Annotated in this window: 16 protein-coding genes; 11 read left to right on the top strand and 5 right to left on the bottom strand. The window is 29.9% G+C overall.

Annotation, left to right across the window (positions count from 1 at the left end; genetic code table 11):
* From CLHOM_RS13375 to CLHOM_RS13395, 5 genes are all read left to right on the top strand, one after another.
* Positions 1-738, top strand: a complete 738-nt coding sequence (locus CLHOM_RS13375; RefSeq protein ID WP_052222193.1) for a glycosyltransferase family 2 protein — start codon at positions 1-3, stop codon at positions 736-738.
* A gap of 14 nt (positions 739-752) precedes the next feature.
* Positions 753-2,039 (top strand): ATP-grasp domain-containing protein, encoded by a 1,287-nt coding sequence (locus tag CLHOM_RS13380; RefSeq protein ID WP_052222194.1) that lies wholly within the window; start codon positions 753-755, stop codon positions 2,037-2,039.
* Positions 2,040-2,112: 73 nt separating this feature from the next.
* Positions 2,113-3,105 (top strand): ABC transporter substrate-binding protein, encoded by a 993-nt coding sequence (locus CLHOM_RS13385; protein ID WP_052222195.1) that lies wholly within the window; start codon positions 2,113-2,115, stop codon positions 3,103-3,105.
* Positions 3,083-3,889, top strand: coding sequence for an ABC transporter permease (locus CLHOM_RS13390; RefSeq protein ID WP_341377027.1), 807 nt, complete (start codon positions 3,083-3,085; stop codon positions 3,887-3,889). The genes CLHOM_RS13385 and CLHOM_RS13390 overlap by 23 nt, the downstream gene beginning before the upstream one ends.
* Positions 3,886-4,629, top strand: coding sequence for an ABC transporter ATP-binding protein (locus CLHOM_RS13395; protein WP_242846782.1), 744 nt, complete (start codon positions 3,886-3,888; stop codon positions 4,627-4,629). Before CLHOM_RS13390 ends, CLHOM_RS13395 begins: the two co-directional genes overlap by 4 nt.
* Before the next feature lie 18 nt (positions 4,630-4,647).
* On the opposite strand, the gene CLHOM_RS13400 is transcribed toward CLHOM_RS13395, so the two are convergent.
* A complete protein-coding gene (locus tag CLHOM_RS13400; protein ID WP_052222197.1) occupies positions 4,648-6,291 on the bottom strand; it encodes an ArnT family glycosyltransferase in 1,644 nt (547 codons plus the stop codon).
* 259 nt (positions 6,292-6,550) lie between these two features.
* On the opposite strand from CLHOM_RS13400, the gene CLHOM_RS13405 reads away from it, so the two are divergent.
* From CLHOM_RS13405 to CLHOM_RS13415, 3 genes are all read left to right on the top strand, one after another.
* Positions 6,551-7,498, top strand: coding sequence for a sulfurtransferase (locus tag CLHOM_RS13405; protein ID WP_052222198.1), 948 nt, complete (start codon positions 6,551-6,553; stop codon positions 7,496-7,498).
* 224 nt (positions 7,499-7,722) lie between these two features.
* On the top strand, positions 7,723-8,691 hold the full coding sequence (locus CLHOM_RS13410; RefSeq protein ID WP_052222199.1) for a rhodanese-like domain-containing protein: 969 nt from the start codon (positions 7,723-7,725) through the stop codon (positions 8,689-8,691).
* A 175-nt stretch (positions 8,692-8,866) separates the two neighbouring features.
* Positions 8,867-9,109, top strand: a complete 243-nt coding sequence (locus tag CLHOM_RS13415; protein ID WP_052222200.1) for a hypothetical protein — start codon at positions 8,867-8,869, stop codon at positions 9,107-9,109.
* A 59-nt stretch (positions 9,110-9,168) separates the two neighbouring features.
* On the opposite strand, the gene pepT is transcribed toward CLHOM_RS13415, so the two are convergent.
* Complete coding sequence (gene pepT, locus CLHOM_RS13420) at positions 9,169-10,392, bottom strand: peptidase T (RefSeq protein ID WP_052222201.1); 1,224 nt, start codon at positions 10,390-10,392, stop codon at positions 9,169-9,171.
* A gap of 140 nt (positions 10,393-10,532) precedes the next feature.
* A complete protein-coding gene (locus CLHOM_RS13425) occupies positions 10,533-11,483 on the bottom strand; it encodes a DUF6263 family protein (protein WP_052222202.1) in 951 nt (316 codons plus the stop codon).
* Positions 11,484-11,735: 252 nt separating this feature from the next.
* Between CLHOM_RS13425 and CLHOM_RS13430 the strand changes: the two genes are divergently transcribed.
* Positions 11,736-14,096: an ABC transporter substrate binding protein gene (locus CLHOM_RS13430; protein WP_074782874.1), complete on the top strand. Its 2,361-nt coding sequence runs from the start codon at positions 11,736-11,738 to the stop codon at positions 14,094-14,096.
* Between the two features lie 145 nt (positions 14,097-14,241).
* On the opposite strand, the gene CLHOM_RS13435 is transcribed toward CLHOM_RS13430, so the two are convergent.
* Positions 14,242-14,745 (bottom strand): Gx transporter family protein, encoded by a 504-nt coding sequence (locus CLHOM_RS13435; protein ID WP_052222203.1) that lies wholly within the window; start codon positions 14,743-14,745, stop codon positions 14,242-14,244.
* 10 nt (positions 14,746-14,755) lie between these two features.
* Positions 14,756-15,139 (bottom strand): NusG domain II-containing protein, encoded by a 384-nt coding sequence (locus CLHOM_RS13440; RefSeq protein ID WP_052222204.1) that lies wholly within the window; start codon positions 15,137-15,139, stop codon positions 14,756-14,758.
* 192 nt (positions 15,140-15,331) lie between these two features.
* Between CLHOM_RS13440 and CLHOM_RS13445 the strand changes: the two genes are divergently transcribed.
* Both CLHOM_RS13445 and CLHOM_RS13450 read left to right on the top strand, forming a co-directional pair.
* The gene (locus CLHOM_RS13445) at positions 15,332-16,384 is read left to right on the top strand and encodes an FAD:protein FMN transferase (protein ID WP_052222205.1); all 1,053 of its coding nucleotides are present in this window, start codon (positions 15,332-15,334) and stop codon (positions 16,382-16,384) included.
* Positions 16,385-16,625: 241 nt separating this feature from the next.
* Complete coding sequence (locus CLHOM_RS13450; RefSeq protein ID WP_052222206.1) at positions 16,626-17,771, top strand: glucose-1-phosphate adenylyltransferase; 1,146 nt, start codon at positions 16,626-16,628, stop codon at positions 17,769-17,771.
* Positions 17,772-17,775 lie beyond the last annotated feature (4 nt).

The following is a 17,775-nucleotide window of genomic DNA, read 5'->3' on the forward strand; positions in this document are numbered from 1 at the left end:
ATGAACAGTTCTATTTCTGTAATAATCCCTGTTTACAACAGTGAGAGTTCATTAAATTCTTTATATAATCTTCTTTCTACTGTTCTAAAAAGTACCTTTTCACGCTACGAAATTATCTTAGTTGATGATGGGAGCGTAGATAATAGCTATGAAGTAATGATGGATTTATTTAATAAATATGAGCATATAAAAATTATTAAGTTAAATGGTAATTTTGGACAACAAAATGCTTTGATGTGTGGCTTTCACTACGCCTCTTATGATTATGTTGTTACTATGGATGATGATCTACAGCACCCACCCACTGAAATACTAAAACTTTATGAGAAAATTCTTCAAGGTTATGATGTTGTTTATGGAATTCCTATAAAAAAACAACATTCCAAACATAGAAATTTAGGTACTAAAGCTACAGACATGCTGTTTAACTTAATAACTTCAAAGCCTAAAAGTCTTAAGGTTAGCAGTTTTAGAATTATTAGCAAAAAATTTATAAGCAAAATAATTGCAGACAAGTCTTCCTTTGTTTATATATCTGCAATAACCTTTAAGAATACAAATAAAGTTGCAAACGTGTATGTAAATCATAATCCTCGTAAATACGGCAAATCTAGCTATAGTTTTTTTAGGCTGATAAAACAATATTTAAAGCTTTTTATATATTATGCGCCTTTTTCTTTGTTAAAAATATTTAGATCCAATAAGCCTCAATATATTATTAATAACATACATCTGTAAAGGAGGATTTGAAGATGAAATTACTAATTTTAGGTGGTGGCCACTGTCAACTAAATGCTATACTGAAAGCTAAAAATCAGGGACACTCCCTAATTATTTCTGATTATTATGAAGATGCTCCTGGAAAATCCTTCTGTGATTATAAAGAGCTTATTAGCACCTTCGATGTAGATGGGAATATAGAAATTGGCAAAAAATACTCTATAGATGGCATATTAACATTAGGGACAGATCAGCCAGTTTATACAGCTTCAAAGGTACAGGAAGCCTTAAATCTTCCATTTTTAATAGATGCTAAAACAGCCAAGGCAGTAACAAATAAAAAAATAATGAAAACTATTTTTAAAGATACCTTTATTCCTACAACTAAATTTACATTTATCAAAAGAGATTTTGAAGATAAAGATATTGCCAATCTAAAATTCCCTGTAGTAATAAAGCCCTTAGATAGTCAAGGTCAGCGTGGAATTTATAAACTAAATTCCATTAAAGAAGTAAGAAATAATATTGATAAAACTTTAAGTTATTCTAGAGAAAATGAAATTTTAATCGAAGAATATTATGAAAATGATGAAATCACAGTAAGCGGATGGGTTGAGGAAAATAAAGTTTATGTATTAACAGTTACAGATAGAGTGACTTATAATAATTATCCTCTTATCGGAATTTGTACAGCCCACAATTTTCCTTCTAAGCACCTTTTTTCAAATTGCAATGAAATAATGGATATAACATGTAAGCTTGTACAATCCTTTAATATTCACAATGGTCCAATATATTTTCAAATGTTAGTTGGAAAAGAAGGTATAAAAGTAAATGAAATTGCCTGTAGAATTGGTGGTGCTTATGAAGATATATTTATTCCTTATTTAACAGGTATAGACATACTTGATATGCTTATTAAATCTTCCTTAGGTATAACATTGGATTTATCTAACATAAAAAAATATAATATCCTTGATAATAATAGAAAACTATCTGTACAGCTACTTTTTGCAAAGCCTGGTAAGATCAAAGCTATAGAGCTATTTGGAGAAGAAACCTTCGGGGACAGTCCTGAAATTAGTTCTTTATTTACACTAACTAATCCCCTTCCTGGAGTGAAAAAAATTCAACTAAACATTAAAAAAAATGATGAGATTGGAGAAATTATAAACGCTACCCAACGTATTGGGTATATGATAGTTGAGGGTAGTAGCAATAAAGAATTGAAAAAAAATTTATATTCAGCTTTTGATAATTTTAAGATTATTGATTCTTTAGAAAATAACTTATTAATTAATTTTCATAATTACATGTAATTCATATAAAATGCTTATAATTATATGTTACGTGCGGCACTTATATTACCTAAACTGAAAGAAGGAATATTCCATGACAAAAACATTCCAATTCAAATACAAAGCTTTATTATTTATCTTTTTGTGTTTTCTAAACTTTTCATTCTTATTAATGGCTTGTAGTAATAAAAATGAAGAAAAAGTTTCTACCAAATTGCGAATCGCTGAGCAATATGGCCTAGCTTATGCTCCATTACAAATAATGAAGGCTAATAAAATACTTGAAAAGAATTTGCCTGGTATAGAAATAAGTTGGCAACAAGTAAGTAATACAACTGCTATTAGAGAAGCTATGCTAAGCAATAAAATAGATGCTGGTTTTATGGCTATTCCACCTTTTCTAATTGGTCTTGATAAAGGGATGGAATGGAAGATAGCATCAGGATTATCCTATTCTCCAACTAAACTTATTACAAATAAAAATGATTTAAAATCTCTAGAAGACTTTACTAATGAAGATAAAATAGCACTTCCTCAGCCAGGAAGCGTTCAGCATATACTACTTTCTATGGCATGTGAAAAGCAATTTGGAGACTCTCATAAATTAGATAATTTAATTCTTACTCTGTCTCATCCTGATGCAATGAATTCATTACTTTCTGGAAATGGAGTATCAGCTCATTTCGCTTCTCCTCCCTATATTGGTGAAGAATTGAAAAATGATAAAATGCACATAGTTTTAGATGGCAGGGATGTAATGGAAGGTGATTTTACCTTTATTATTGGAGTCACTACCAAAGAGTTTTATACTAAAAATCCCAAGCTATACTCTGGATTTGTAAAATCCATCGATGAGGCTATTGATTTTATCAACAATAATACTAATAAGGCTGCTGAAATTTTAGCTCCTTCATACAATTTATCCAAAGAACAAACCTACAAACTTCTAACAGCTGATGGTAATAAATATAGCACTAAGGTAGAAGGCCTAGAAAAATTCAGCCAGTTTATGCTAAAGAACGAGTATATTTCTAAAACTTATACTCTTAAAGAGGTAATGTGGAATGATAATGAAAGCAAAAAGTAAATTTAAGAAGTTATTTAATAATAAAATTTCTATAAGGATATTCTGGATAATAATCTTCATACTAATTTGGGAAATACTTTATCTGAGCCACAACTTTTCTCCGCTTATATTCCCATCACTAGGAACTATACTCAAATCTATGTATTCTTACCTATTAAGCGGAGAGATAATAAAGGAGACCTTATATTCTTTAAATTTAATTTTTAAAGGCTTAGGCATAGGTATTGTATTTTCTGTTGTCTTTGCTTCACTATCCTTTGTATCTAAATTATTTGAGGGATTAGTGGATACCTTAACCGCTATAGCCCACCCTCTTCCCGGTATTGCCCTATTGCCGCTTATTATACTTTGGTTTGGTGCTAGTCCATTTGCTATAGTATTTATTATAATTCATTCTGTAGTATGGCCTCTCACATTAAATATCTACTCCGGCTTTAAATCAATACCTAAAGTATATAGACAAATTGCTCAAAACTATGAATTAAACCTGTTTCAGATAATCTATCATATATTGATACCTGCATCTTTTCCTTACTTCTTAGCTGGTTTAAAAATAAGCTGGGCAAGAGCGTGGAGAGCTTTAATTAGTGCTGAAATGATTTTTGGTGCTACTGGTGGAAATGGTGGCCTTGGTTGGTTTATATTTAAAAGAAGAGTTTTTATGGATACCCCTGGCATATTTGCTGGTATTATAATTATAGTGTTTATAGGTATTTTAGTTGAAAATCTAATTATTAATAATTTAGAAAAATATACAACTAGAAAATGGGGAATGAGCATATGATACTTGAGATTAATAATTTATCTAAAACCTTTAAAGGCTCCACTTATAAATCCTTAGTATTAGAAGATATAAATTTTAATGTAGATCAAGGAGACTTTTTATGTATCTTAGGACCTTCCGGATGTGGTAAATCTACTCTATTGAAACAAATTGCATGCTTCGATAAAGCAGATAGTGGAACAATACTTTTAAATAACAAAGCAGTAACTGTCCCAGAACTTAATCGAGTTATGGTTTTTCAAGAATTCGATCAACTTTTCCCCTGGAAAACTGCTATTGAAAATGTAGCATTTCCAATACGAATAAAGGATAAATCTATATCTAAAAAGGAAAGCTATGAAATTGCTAACAAATATCTTTCAATGGTTAAGCTTGATACCTATGGAAATTACTATCCTCATGAGCTCTCTGGGGGTATGAAGCAAAGGGTAGCTATTGCCCGTGCTCTTAGTATTAATCCTCAGATACTTTTAATGGATGAACCCTTTGGAAGCCTTGATGCACAGACCCGCACTACCCTTCAGGAAATGATAGTTGAAATATGGGAAAAAACTAACATAACAATCATATTTGTAACCCATGATATTCATGAAGCAATACTTCTTTCAACTAAGATTCTTGTAATGGATAAAAACCCCGGAAGAGCAAAAAAAATTATTGAAAATAATCTACCACGTCCTAGAATGCCTATGCAACCTGGTTTTTCTCGTATTTACGATGAAGTTTATAATCTTCTCTAGAAATAATTTGTAATTTATCTATAAGGTTCTTTTGACTTTATAGATTTTTATTTTCCAAGGCCTATCATTGATATATCTTACTATCCTCATGCCATAGATTTTATCTTCAAACTGATAGACAAGCTCACAATTTTCTTTTAAAAATTTGTTCATATCTTCATAGTAGCTTAAACTTCCATATAATCCATCCCATCTGGGTTTCTCTTTATAGATTACTTCCATTTCTTCAGGATAGATTATATACTCAATTTTATTCTTAGCTATATAGTCCTTGAATTCCATATTATTTTTCTTTAAAAAATCTAAATTTCTATAATCATAAAGTTTTCCGTTCTCGAAATAATAATCGCAATTTAGATTTGCTAAAACTACCTGATCCTTTTTTACTGCTTTAGATATCTCATTTAAATATCTATCATAACTGCTATCCATATATGGGATTATACTGGTAACTGAATTAAATAGCAAAATCACCGCTAATACAGTGAAGATAAGCCTTCTATACATTAATTTAGCGTCATTTATGAAATACACTATTAATAAATAGAAAAAAGGAAATTGAAAAACTACGCTTGTCTGATTGAACCTTCCAATAAGGATTATCCCTAGATTTATACCTATTATAGCTAAAATAATTGGTATAATTTTTTCTGCTTTAATGCTATTTTTCTTGTGAATGGATTTCATCAATTTTAGGACTGTCCCCACAAATGCTGCACCAAATATCCAGAATTGGAGCTTAATATTGGGAGTGTAATATGTTCCACTTATACCCTCGTAAAGCTTGTAATAAAAGTATTTAATCGTACTCAATTTAGTCATTATTGGATAATCTACACCAAATTCTTTTCCATAATTAAAATAATCAATAAAGAAATCTCTATTAAAGGATATACTTATTCCAATAAATATTAATGCAAAAATGCCTACTGTAATACCATATGAAATAAAATTTTTAAAACTTAAGTTTTTTGATGCAAAAATAATTGAATATAAATATATTAAAGCTATTGTTAGAGCAATAATAAAGCTATTTGGATGTATTCCAATACTTAAACCTATAATAATTCCAAGGACTATATCGCCTTTAATTCCTGCCCTGTCCCCCGAAGCTCCCCCAGAGGCCCCTGTATATTCCCCTCTAAATTCTATTGATAATCTTCTAGAAAAAAAATAATACAATCCAACTACTAAGAAAAATAAAATAACTATCTCCTGTCTTGCAAAATGTGAAGCATAAATATACTGAATATCAAAAGATAAAAGTACTACTGTAATATTGGCTTTTTCCTTGTCTTCAAAAATGTATTTACATATCTTATAATAAAAATATAAGGTTACTCCACTAAATAGCAAAGATATTAACCTTACAGAAAAAACTTTGTACCCAATAATCTTTATAAAAATTATTTGTAATCCTTGAAAAATTATCTTAATTGCATGGGGATATCTTGGATACAGATCAAAAAAAGATTCTGTTACAGAAAAGCTTTTGCTCTCCATGATGTTTCTTGATAATCCACTAGTCCAGCTTTCATCAGAATGTACAAAGGGAAATTTAGTTAAGAATAAAATGTTTACTGCAATATATAATATTATAAAAATTATAAGAAACTTGTCCTTTTTTATTTTGTTAATATATTTGCATATTATATTTATCATATAATCACTTATCTCCTTAAGTTAAAACATAGATACATACTCACTTTATGCGCACGCTTACTTGTATTCATTATTATAGCATACTGTTATTTATCATATATATTTATCTGTTTATTTGATTATTAAATGTTTTATTAGAAAATATTATACCTAAAGTAAAATGTTATGCAGTATAATATAGTTATAAAATTGTATATAATTTAACAATCTCTTCAAACTCTTTAAAACTCAATTTTATTTAAAGGATGGGAGGAAAAACATGATAAAGCAATTACAAAAAAAATACGTCTCTAGACTATTATCCTGCTTTATGATCCTTTCACTTATTTTTATTGCAAATGGATGTAGTTCTTCATATACTTCTGCTGAAAAAGTACATTATATTATTGAAGCCTCAGCTGCAATAAAAATGCTTAATAGTGAAAAAGTAATTCTTGTTGATGCACAAATACCTGATGATTATTCTAAAGAGCATATAAAAGGTGCAAGAAATATAGATAAGGATGAAGTTAATATTACTACTCCAGTTGCAGGTATGCTTGGTCCACAGGAGTTATTTGAAAAAATTATGAGTGAAAAAGGCATATCACCTGATTCTACAGTTTTAATATATGATAAAACTAATAATAGTCATTCTTCAAGGTTATGGTGGGCTATGAGAGCGTATGGTCATGAGGATGTAAAAGTTGTAAGTGGTGGATTAGAGGCCCTAAAAAAAGCTGGTGCTGAAGTAAGTACAGAAATCCCTTCAATCACCCCTACAAGATATACTGCTAAAGATTTAAATACTAGCATGATAGCAACAAAAGAAGATGTAATAGCTCAAGTAAATTCTCCTGATAAAAACACTATATTATTAGATGTTAGAACTCAAAAGGAGTACGATGAAGGTACAATTCCAGGTTCAAAGCTAATAAACTATGAAGATAATAATTACACTGATAAAACCTTTAAGTCAAGACAAGATATAAAAATAATGTATATTGAAAATAATATTAAGCCTGATAATAACATAATATTATTCTGTAAAACTTCTACTAGAGCAGCTGAAACTTACTTAGCTTTACTTGAAGCTGGATACAAAAACATTAAAATATATGATGGAGCATGGCTAGAATGGAGTGCTGATAAATCTTTACCAATTCAAATTAAGGATACAAAAAATACTGACTCAAATGCTGCTCCAGCAAATCAAGATAATTCTTAAACGCATATAAATTTATCCTATTTTAATTCATATGAATAGCTAAATATACTGTTATTTAGCTATTTTTTCTGCAATTATGCTATTTATTACACTATAATAAAATTACTACCTATAAATATTTCTTATGCAGTATAATGAAAACGATTTACTTAATCTATTAATTATGAGTTATAATTAAATAAAAGTGTTAAAAAAATAACAAATCTATAAGGGGGATTAATTCTATGAAAAAAAATAAACTTTTATCAAGCCTTCTAGCCTTAGCACTTGCTATATCCTTAGCTGGATGCGGAGCTAAAACCGAAACTGCAAAAACCACTGAAACCGGCACAAAGGTTGTACAGAATGATTCTTCAGCCGCTAAAACTTCTGACACTGTTACCACTGCTGTAAACAATTACTTTGCTAATATGCCTCAAGATGTTTACAAAATCCCTGAAAAAGATTTTATAGAAAAAGTAAAAGCAAATGAAAACATATTTATATTAGATATAAGACAAGCTGATGTTTATGCAAAAGGTCATATTAAAGGAGCAGTAAATCTTCCTTGGGGAACTACTATAAGTGATAATCTTGAATTATTGCCAAAGGATAAATCAATTATGGTTTACTGCTATACAGGACAAACTGCTGGTCAAACTGTTGCATTATTAAACATGGCAGGATTTAACGCAAAATCAGTAAATTTAGGTTGGGATCTAGGAATTTCAAAGGTTCCTGGAGTTGAAGCGGTTACTGAGACAAAAGAAAATAAAATTGCTGCAGATGCTAAAAAGGCAGAAATTAATGCAGATATAAAAAATGCTATTGTAAAATACTTTACTGGATTAAATGAAGTTAAGGGAACTAACTATGCAAATTACAAAATAAGTGAAGAAAATGCAAAAAAACTAGTTGATGCTAAAGACAACAGTGTAGTATTCTTATCAATTAGAAGTGCTGCTGACTATGCTAATGGACATATTTCAGGAGCTATAAATATCCCTTGGGGAAAAGGTATGCAAGCAAGTTTCAACACATTACCTAAAGATAAGAAAATAATAGTATATTGCTATACAGGACAAACAGCTGGTCAAACTGTTGCAGGATTGAAATTATTAGGTTATGACGCAGTATCTTTAAATGGTGGCATGGGAACAAAAGCAAATGCGCCAAGCGGTTGGGCTAATAAAGGTTTCCCTGTTGTAAAGTAATTTTATATTGTAAATTAATTGAATTTCTAAACCTCTATAGAATTAAATTTCTATAGAGGTTTTTTTATATTTTAGAGTATTTTATAGGACCGTCCCGGATTATTTTTCTTGAAATAACTTTTTTAAAGTGATACCATTAAGTGTGTTGATTTATTCTAGACTTTGGAGGATTAAAATGTTAATAAGAGATATTATGAAATATATTGAGAGCGAGTACGATATTATTAACTCTACTCCTTGTGAGGTTTGTGGTGGTTCATATATAGCTGAGTCCTTAGAAATTCATGTTATAGATAATATTCCTTACGACATATCTATGTGCGTTTGCGGAGAATGTGGACATGAAAAAGCCTTTAGATTCTTTGCTCCTTTTATAAATGATGAAGCCTTAGTAACTACAAAAAAGAAGTTAAATTAATAATATACACAAAACAATAAAGTCGGGGACAGTCCCCGACTTTATCATTTTTAAAAGATCTACTTAGAGTAAATTTCCACGATCTTAAGTATAACTTCTACTGCCTTTTCCATAGCAAAGCTTGGAATAAACTCGTATTTACCATGGAAATTGTGACCTCCAGTAAATATGTTTGGGGTAGGCAATCCCATAAAAGAAAGCCTTGCACCATCAGTACCACCTCTAATTGGAGTAACTTTTGGCACTACTCCAACCTGCTTCATTGCTTCAAAAGCATTATCTACTAAATGCTTCACAGGTTCTATTTTTCCCTTCATGTTATAATACTGATCCTTTATTTCTAAGATGACTGTCCTCGCACCATACTTGTTATTTAAATCATCTACTAACTTACTCATCATTGATTTTCTCTTTTCAAACTGATTCTTATCAAAATCCCTTATAATATATTGAAGCTTAGTTTCTTCTACTTCTCCTTTAAAGCCTGTAAGGTGATAAAACCCTTCATAGCCTTTAGTACATTCTGGAGTTTCCTTTTTGGGCAACATAGAAACAAATTCACTAGCTATTAGCATTGAATTTATTAATTTTCCAGTTGCATAGCCTGGATGAACATTTCTACCGATTACAGTTATTTTCGCTCCAGCAGCATTAAAGTTTTCGTATTCTAATTCCCCAATTGGGCCTCCATCAATGGTATAAGCAAAATCAGCGCCGAAGTCTTTAACATTAAAATGATCCGCTCCTTGCCCAATTTCCTCATCAGGAGTAAAGCCAATCTTTATAGTTCCGTGCTTAATTTCTGGATTATTTATTAGATATTCCATAGCTGTAATAATTTCTGCTATTCCAGCCTTATCATCTGCACCTAAAAGAGTAGTCCCATCTGTAGTTATTATCTCTTTACCTATATAATTTTTTACTTCTGGGAAATCTTCAACTTTCATAACTATATTTTCAGCTTCATTCAAAACAATATCATTGCCATCGTAATTTTTAATTATTTGTGGATTTACTCCCTTTCCGTTCATATCTGGAGATGTATCCATATGAGCTATAAAACCAATTACAGGTACCTGTTTATCTAAATTTGAAGGAAGTTCTGCCATTACGTATCCATTGTCATCTATGGTTACATTCTGCATTCCCATTTTTTCTAATTCCACAACTAACTCCCTTGCAAATACCTTTTGACCTTCTGAGCTTGGAGTAATTCCTGAATCTCCATCAGATTTAGTATCATACTTCACATATTTAAGGAATCTTTCAACTACAGCACTCATTATATATTCTCCCCCTATACTGTTTTCGATTAAAAATCATATAAATACCTTATCCACTTTGTTAAGGCCTTAATTAAAATAAATAAAGTACTATTTATATTATAATTTAATTTACATAATTTACAATGTAAATCCTTTTACTATTGTCTTAGTACATTCACTACGGTTTTTTCTGTATAGCTTATTGGAAAGGTTTGGCTTCCTAAGTTTGGATCATCAGAATAGAGTTTCATTTTTCCCGAAAATTGAGTTTGCATTTCAGCATTTTTTACTATTCCATTCTCCTCATTTAAATTTATTACACCTTTTTCAGTTCCTTTTATTTCTTCATAGGTTATTTTTAAATTATCAGTTATCTTTGGTTCAGCATCTTCTTTTCCTTTAATTTGTGAATCAACAGTAATTTCTGAAGTCCCATCAGCACTTTCTTTTAAATTGTATTTTCTTTCCGCTTCCACAGGAAATTGATCAGAAATTGATACTTTCTGCTGCCAGTTTTCCCCTACTTTTACTTTATTATTGGGATATACTGATGTTATTGTTTCTATGCTTTTGGTTATAACTTCTTCTCCAAATTTTGCCTTTATCACCTTCTTTATATCTTCTTTTTCTTTTTCATCTTTAATATTTAACTCCGTAAATACGTTATTTACAACATCATCCATACCAACTACCTGTTTAACTTTCCCGTACTCACCAATCTTAACATTAAAACTTTTACCTACAAAAGCTGCATACACTTTAGATAATTTATCCGAGGTCTCAGATGTTACCTGCTGACTATTTGCAGGTGTTTGTCCGTTTGGAGTAGTACTTTTAATATCAATAGAATCAAAGGTTACCTTAATATCTGCATTTTTATTTTTATCAACGTTAGTAACATTGCATAAAAATCCCATTTTGGACTTAGTTTCCAATTCCAAGCTATTATCTTTTATCTTCTGAGAAGTTTTTTCTTTTATATCTACTTCAACTTTATATAAATTGCCCTTTTTTAGTTTTAATGAAATATCTACAGACTTCTTCATACATCCACTTAGAAGAAGAATGCTGCAGATCAATATAATATATAACCCTATATTTTTCTTCATTTAGCCAACCTCCAATCACTTGTATTTTTTTCTATATACTCTAAAATTATAAATTTAAAAAATTTCGCATTTAACTTTCTACATATTCAAATTAAACCTTACATTATAGTGTTCCATTAATTTTAGAATTTTATAGAGTTTTATTTCGAAATGTAAAATAAAATGTTGAAATGATTAAGGAGCAGTGTTAGAATTAATTTACATTATTATTAATGTTTCCTATACTATTTTATTAATGGAGATAATTTCTATATGAATTTCAGAGGTAAGATAATTAAACACTTCTTTTTCATCTTTTTAGTTTACTTTTTCTTTAATTCTCATATAGCTTTTGCAAATACCACTGAAGAACCTGAAAAAAAAATTCTGATTTTAAATTCATATCATAAGGATGTAAAATGGTCAGATGATATAATAGCTGGTATAAAATCATCACTAAAAGCTTCCGATATAAAATTTGATATTCATGTTGAGTACATGGACACGAAAAAGTTCTATGGAGAAAATTATATTAAAAGTCTATATGAAATGTATAAAAACAAATATAAAAATAGTAAGTTCGATTCAATTATATCTATTGACAATGCTGCCTTTGATTTTTTAAGAGAATATTCAAAAGAGTTATTTCCAAATACTCCTATGGTTTTTTGCGGTGTTAATTACTTTAAAGACTCAATGCTTGAAAGCAACAGCTTATTTACTGGGGTAGTTGAAAATATACCTATAAAAGAAACTCTAGATTTAGCTCTTAATCTACATAAAAATACTAAAAATGTAATTATTATAGTCTCTAATTCTGTTACAGGAAAAGCAACTAAAAATGCTCTAAATGAGATTATTCCTTATTACGTAAAAGCATTTAACATTAATTTCACAATTACAGAAAACTTTAATTTGGTTAATGATAAAGAAGAATTAAAACAACACTCAAAAGACACTATTGCCTTATTACTTTCTGGCTATACCACGGACTATCAAGATAATATTATGACAGAAAGAGATGGAGATATAATATTAAATGATGTTCCCATACCCGTTTACGCAACTTGGGATTTTTTATTAAATCATGGAGTAATAGGTGGTAAAATATTATCTGGTAAATCTCATGGAGAAGTAGTTGGGCTTTTAACAAGCAGAGTTCTTATGGGCATAAATCCTTCTAATATACCCGTTGTAAAAAATAGTGAATCACAGTATGTTTTTGACTATAAACAGTTGCTAAAGTATTCAATAAAGTCAGCTTATTTACCTAAAAATAGTATCATCAATAATCTACCAATAAAATCTTATACTATTCCTACGCAATTAATATGGTTCTTTGTGATTCTTATTATAACGCTTTTGTCCTTCTTGATTCTTAACATTTCTGAAAGAAGAGATGCAAAAGCCGCTCTAATAGAGAGCGAAGAGAGGCTTCGTACATTAATTAACACTTTTCCTGCTTTAATATGTTTAAAGGATAGTAAGGGAAGATGGGTTGAAACAAATAAAGCTGCCATAGAATTTTTTAATTTGGACCCAGTATTGTGGAAAGGAAAAACTGATAAAGAACTGCTGGAATTAAATGATGTTTATATAGAAGGAATTTTAAAATATCAAAATTTTGATAACTTAGCATTAAAAAAAGCCCAGGTTACAAAGCATACAGAAGTATTTAAAAAAGATACTGAAGAAGAAAAGATTCTAGAAATTATAAAGATGCCAATAATAGATGCCAATAATAATAGTAACAGTTTGGTAGTTATTGGACAAGACATCACAAGCTTAGTAAAAGCACAGGAAAATAAAAGACTATTGAATGAATTAGTAGCCTATGAAAATTTAAGAACAGAATTTTTTGCAAATCTTTCCCATGAGTTAAGAACCCCGCTTAATGTAATCTTAAGCGCTCTTCAATATATAGAATTAATTCATGCAAATTATAATGAGCATCAACATAATAATTTTGAAAGTTATTCAAAATATACATCTATTATGAAGCAAAACTGCTATCGCTTAGTAAGAATAGTAAACAATTTAATTGATATTACTAAAATAGATTCAGGATATTTCGAGCTTGAATTAGAAAATTATAATATAGTAGAGGTAATAGAAGAAATTTCATTATCCGTTGCCTCTTATGCAGAAACTAATGGCTTAAGTCTAATCTTTGACACAGATGTAGAGGAAAAAATAATAGCTTGTGATGCAAATATGATTGAAAGAATTATATTAAATCTTATATCCAATGCAATTAAATTCACAGATTCTGGGGGACAGATCTCAATTAATGTATATGATTTATCTGATACCATTCAAATATCCGTTAAGGATACTGGTATTGGAATAGCAGAAGATAAACAGGCTTCAATTTTTGAAAGATTTATTCAAGTAGACAAGTCTCTATCTAGAAATAGGGAAGGCAGTGGTATAGGACTGTCCCTAGTAAAATCACTGGTAGAGCTTCATGGAGGAACAATCAAGCTAATAAGCGAGCTTAACAAAGGAAGTAGCTTTATAATAAGTTTACCAGTGTATGTTATTCCTGATAAAGAAATAAAGCTATATTCAGATACTGTAAATCATCTTTCTAGCGAAGAGAAAATAAACATAGAGTTTTCGGATATATACTAGCACTCATATTGATAAGCAAAACTATTAAAGCTAAAAATCTAGCCATCATTTGATGGCTAGATTTTTAGCTTTAATCAGAAATATATTTTTCAAATCATTATAGACATATAAAATCATCCTAGTAATAATAAAATCATAATACCTTTTAGCTATAAACTCTTTTTATATAAGGCAGTAAGTACTTAGAAGTTATTCCTACAAAGAATCCAGTTCCTATAGCAGCCACCATAAGTATAGGAAGATAAGTGACAATCATTGCATTTTGGATAACTAAAGCAGCAACTATTATTTGACCTATATTATGTGAAACAGCTCCAATCATACTTATACCAATTGTACTTACATTGTCTTGTCCAATCTTTTTTATAAAGTACATTGCAAAAAAACTTAAAAGCCCGCCGGCAATACTATATAAAAATGAGGATAGACTTCCACCAAAAAAAGTAGATAAAATAACTCTTAAAATTACAATTAATAATACTTCTTTAAAGCTAAACATATAAAGAGCTACTAAAGTAACAATGTTACTTAGACCTAGCTTTGCTCCTGGTGTTATAAACGGTAAGGGCAACATTCTTTCAAACATATAAAGAACCAATCCTTGTGCTACAAGTAAAGATATTAAAGTTATTTTTTTAGTTTTACTCATAATTCTCACCTCATTGTGATACTTCATCTACTTCATTTTCAGTACTCTGCCCCTTTATTTGAATAACCACCTTATGAGGCAAACAAACTAATACGCTCCCTACCTTGTCTTTAAATCCATCTTTAATACAAACCTTATCTGGGCAATCTGCATCTACTATTCTTACACCACCATTTTCTATTTGTACAATATTTTCTCCTAAATCAGTTTTTATATCTATTTCTTCTTTAAAGTTATTATCTTTTATTGAAACCTTCTTATAAAACTGCCCCTTAACATATATTTCTACATATTTGTTATTATAGTCTTTATTAAAAGCAAACTTAAAGATAATCCCTAAGACTATGGCAATGATAACAAAAAAAGCTACTATTATTTTGTCTAGTTTTTTCATGTTTTCCTCCATTTCTAGTATAACTATTTTAATAGTCATTATTACATAATATAATATTATCATCTATGAGATACTTATTCAAATAGTACTTTTATATATTGTAAAAATTGACTTTTATTCTACAGGATAGTAGAATTGAATAGTATAATTAAACTTTTTGCAGCAATAAATAATTTAATGTGGAGGCATGTAATGTTTAAATTTAAAAAAAGTATATTTTTCCTCATATTATTAATTATTATATCTATTACATACACAGGCTGCTCAAAAAAGCAAGCAGAACCTACTTCTGTTGAGCCAATTTCAAAAGAAGGAGTTCTTCTTGGAACTATTTGTAAAGTAACTATTTATGATGAAAGCTCAAGAGATGTTCTTGAAAAAGCTTTTAAAAGAATTAGTGAAATTGAAGATAAGATGAGCATAAATAAAGATACCAGTGAACTTATTAATGTAAATTCTAAATCTGGAAAAGAATATGTTAAGGTTTCAAGCGACACCTTTGATGTTATAAAGAAAAGTTTATATTATTCAGAATTATCCAAGGGGAAATTTGATATTTCCATAGGACCAATAGTAAAACTTTGGAACATTGGTACAGATCAAGCTAGGGTTCCTTCTGATGCAGAAATTAAAGCAAAACTTCCTTTAGTAAATTATAAAAACATTCTTCTTGATGAGAAGAACGAAAAGGTAATGCTCAGGGAACCAGGAATGATTATAGACTTAGGTGCTATAGCAAAAGGTTATGCTGCTGATGAGGTGGAAAAAGTACTTCTAGAAAATGGAGTGAAGCATGCTCTAATTAATCTTGGCGGAAATATTTATGCTATGGGTCCAAAGCCAGATAACACTAAATGGAGGCTTGGTATTCAGGATCCAGAAAGTACTAGAGGTGAATATCTAGGGATTATAGAAGTAGAAAATAAATCTGTTGTAACTTCAGGAATTTACGAAAGATACTTAGAACAAAATGGTAAAAGATACCATCATATTCTTGACACACATACAGGCTACCCTGTAAGTAATTCTCTAGTTAGCGTTTCAATTATTGCAGATAAATCTGTTGATGCTGACGGGCTTTCAACAAGTACTTTTGCTTTAGGTCTAGAGGAAGGCATGAAGCTTATTGAATCCCTTAAAAACGTAGATGCAATTTTTGTAACCTCTGACCACAAGGTTTACGTTTCTTCAGGTCTTAAAGGAAAACTTAACATTACGAATTCAAAATATATATTACAAAACTAAAATAATTTAGAACAAAACCCTAAAATATTCATTTAATGTTTTAGGGTTTTATTATTGCGGTTTTTTGGTAATTATTGTAATATTATCATATAGATGGATTATGTTCCCACGAACTTTAATTTATTAATTTGAATAAATTTTCTCCTTCAGTAATATTATTTAATAATGAACCTATAATTACAGAAATTCAAGTAAATTTTAAGGTAAATTAAGGGACTGTCCCTGAATGGTGGTGATGCAAATGCTAAAAAAAGAAATACTAGCTATGGTTTTGGCAGGTGGACAAGGTACTAGATTAAAGGTATTAACCATGAATAATGCAAAACCTGCCGTACCCTTTGGTGGAAAATACAGAATTATTGATTTTACCCTTAGTAACTGCTCAAATTCTGGAATAGACACCATAGGTGTTTTAACTCAATATCAACCTCATATATTAAATGCTCATATAGGTATTGGAACTCCTTGGGATCTTGACAGGAACAGCGGAGGTGTGACAATACTCCCTCCTCATATAAGAAATGATGGGGGCAACTGGTACATGGGAACAGCTGATGCGATCTTTCAAAACATAAACTTTATCGATAGATACGATCCTGAATACATCCTTGTGCTTTCTGGCGATCACATATATAAAATGGACTATTCTCAGATGCTGAAGTTTCATCGGGAAAAAAATTCTGATGCTACCATTGCTGTAATTGAAATTCCAATGGAAGAGGCAAGTCGTTTTGGAATTATGAACTCAGATGAATCCAATAAAATATTTGAGTTTGAAGAAAAACCCCAAAATCCTAAGAGCAATAAAGCTTCCATGGGAATTTATGTTTTTAATTGGAAAATTTTAAAAAAATTCCTAATTGAGGACTCTCGTGATGAAAATTCATGTCATGACTTTGGTAAGAACATAATCCCAAAACTTCTGAATTCCGGTTATAATCTCTATGCATTTCCATATAAAGGTTATTGGAAAGATGTAGGTACAATAGAAAGCCTTTGGGAAGCTAATATGGACTTACTTCACTCTGAAAATGAATTGAATATTCATGATAGGGATTGGAAAATATACTCAGTAACTCCAACTTTGCCTCCTCAATATATAGGAAATAGAGCAAAAGTTCTCAATTCCCTCATTGTTGAAGGTTGTTCTATTTTAGGAGCTGTAAAAAATTCAATTATATTTCCTGGTGTACAGGTTGGAGAAAATTCAATTATTGAAGATTCTGTAATAATGTCTAATACAAAAATCGGCAATGACGTTATTATAAAAAAAAGCATCATTGGAAGCCATACAATAGTCAGAAGTAATACTATCATTGGTAACTCTAAAGATATAACTGTAATTGGCGACTACGAAGAAGTGAAAATTAATTGTACAATTAAATAATTTA

It is taken from the genome of Clostridium homopropionicum DSM 5847 (assembly GCF_001263795.1).
GTDB classification, from domain to species: domain Bacteria; phylum Bacillota; class Clostridia; order Clostridiales; family Clostridiaceae; genus Clostridium_H; species Clostridium_H homopropionicum.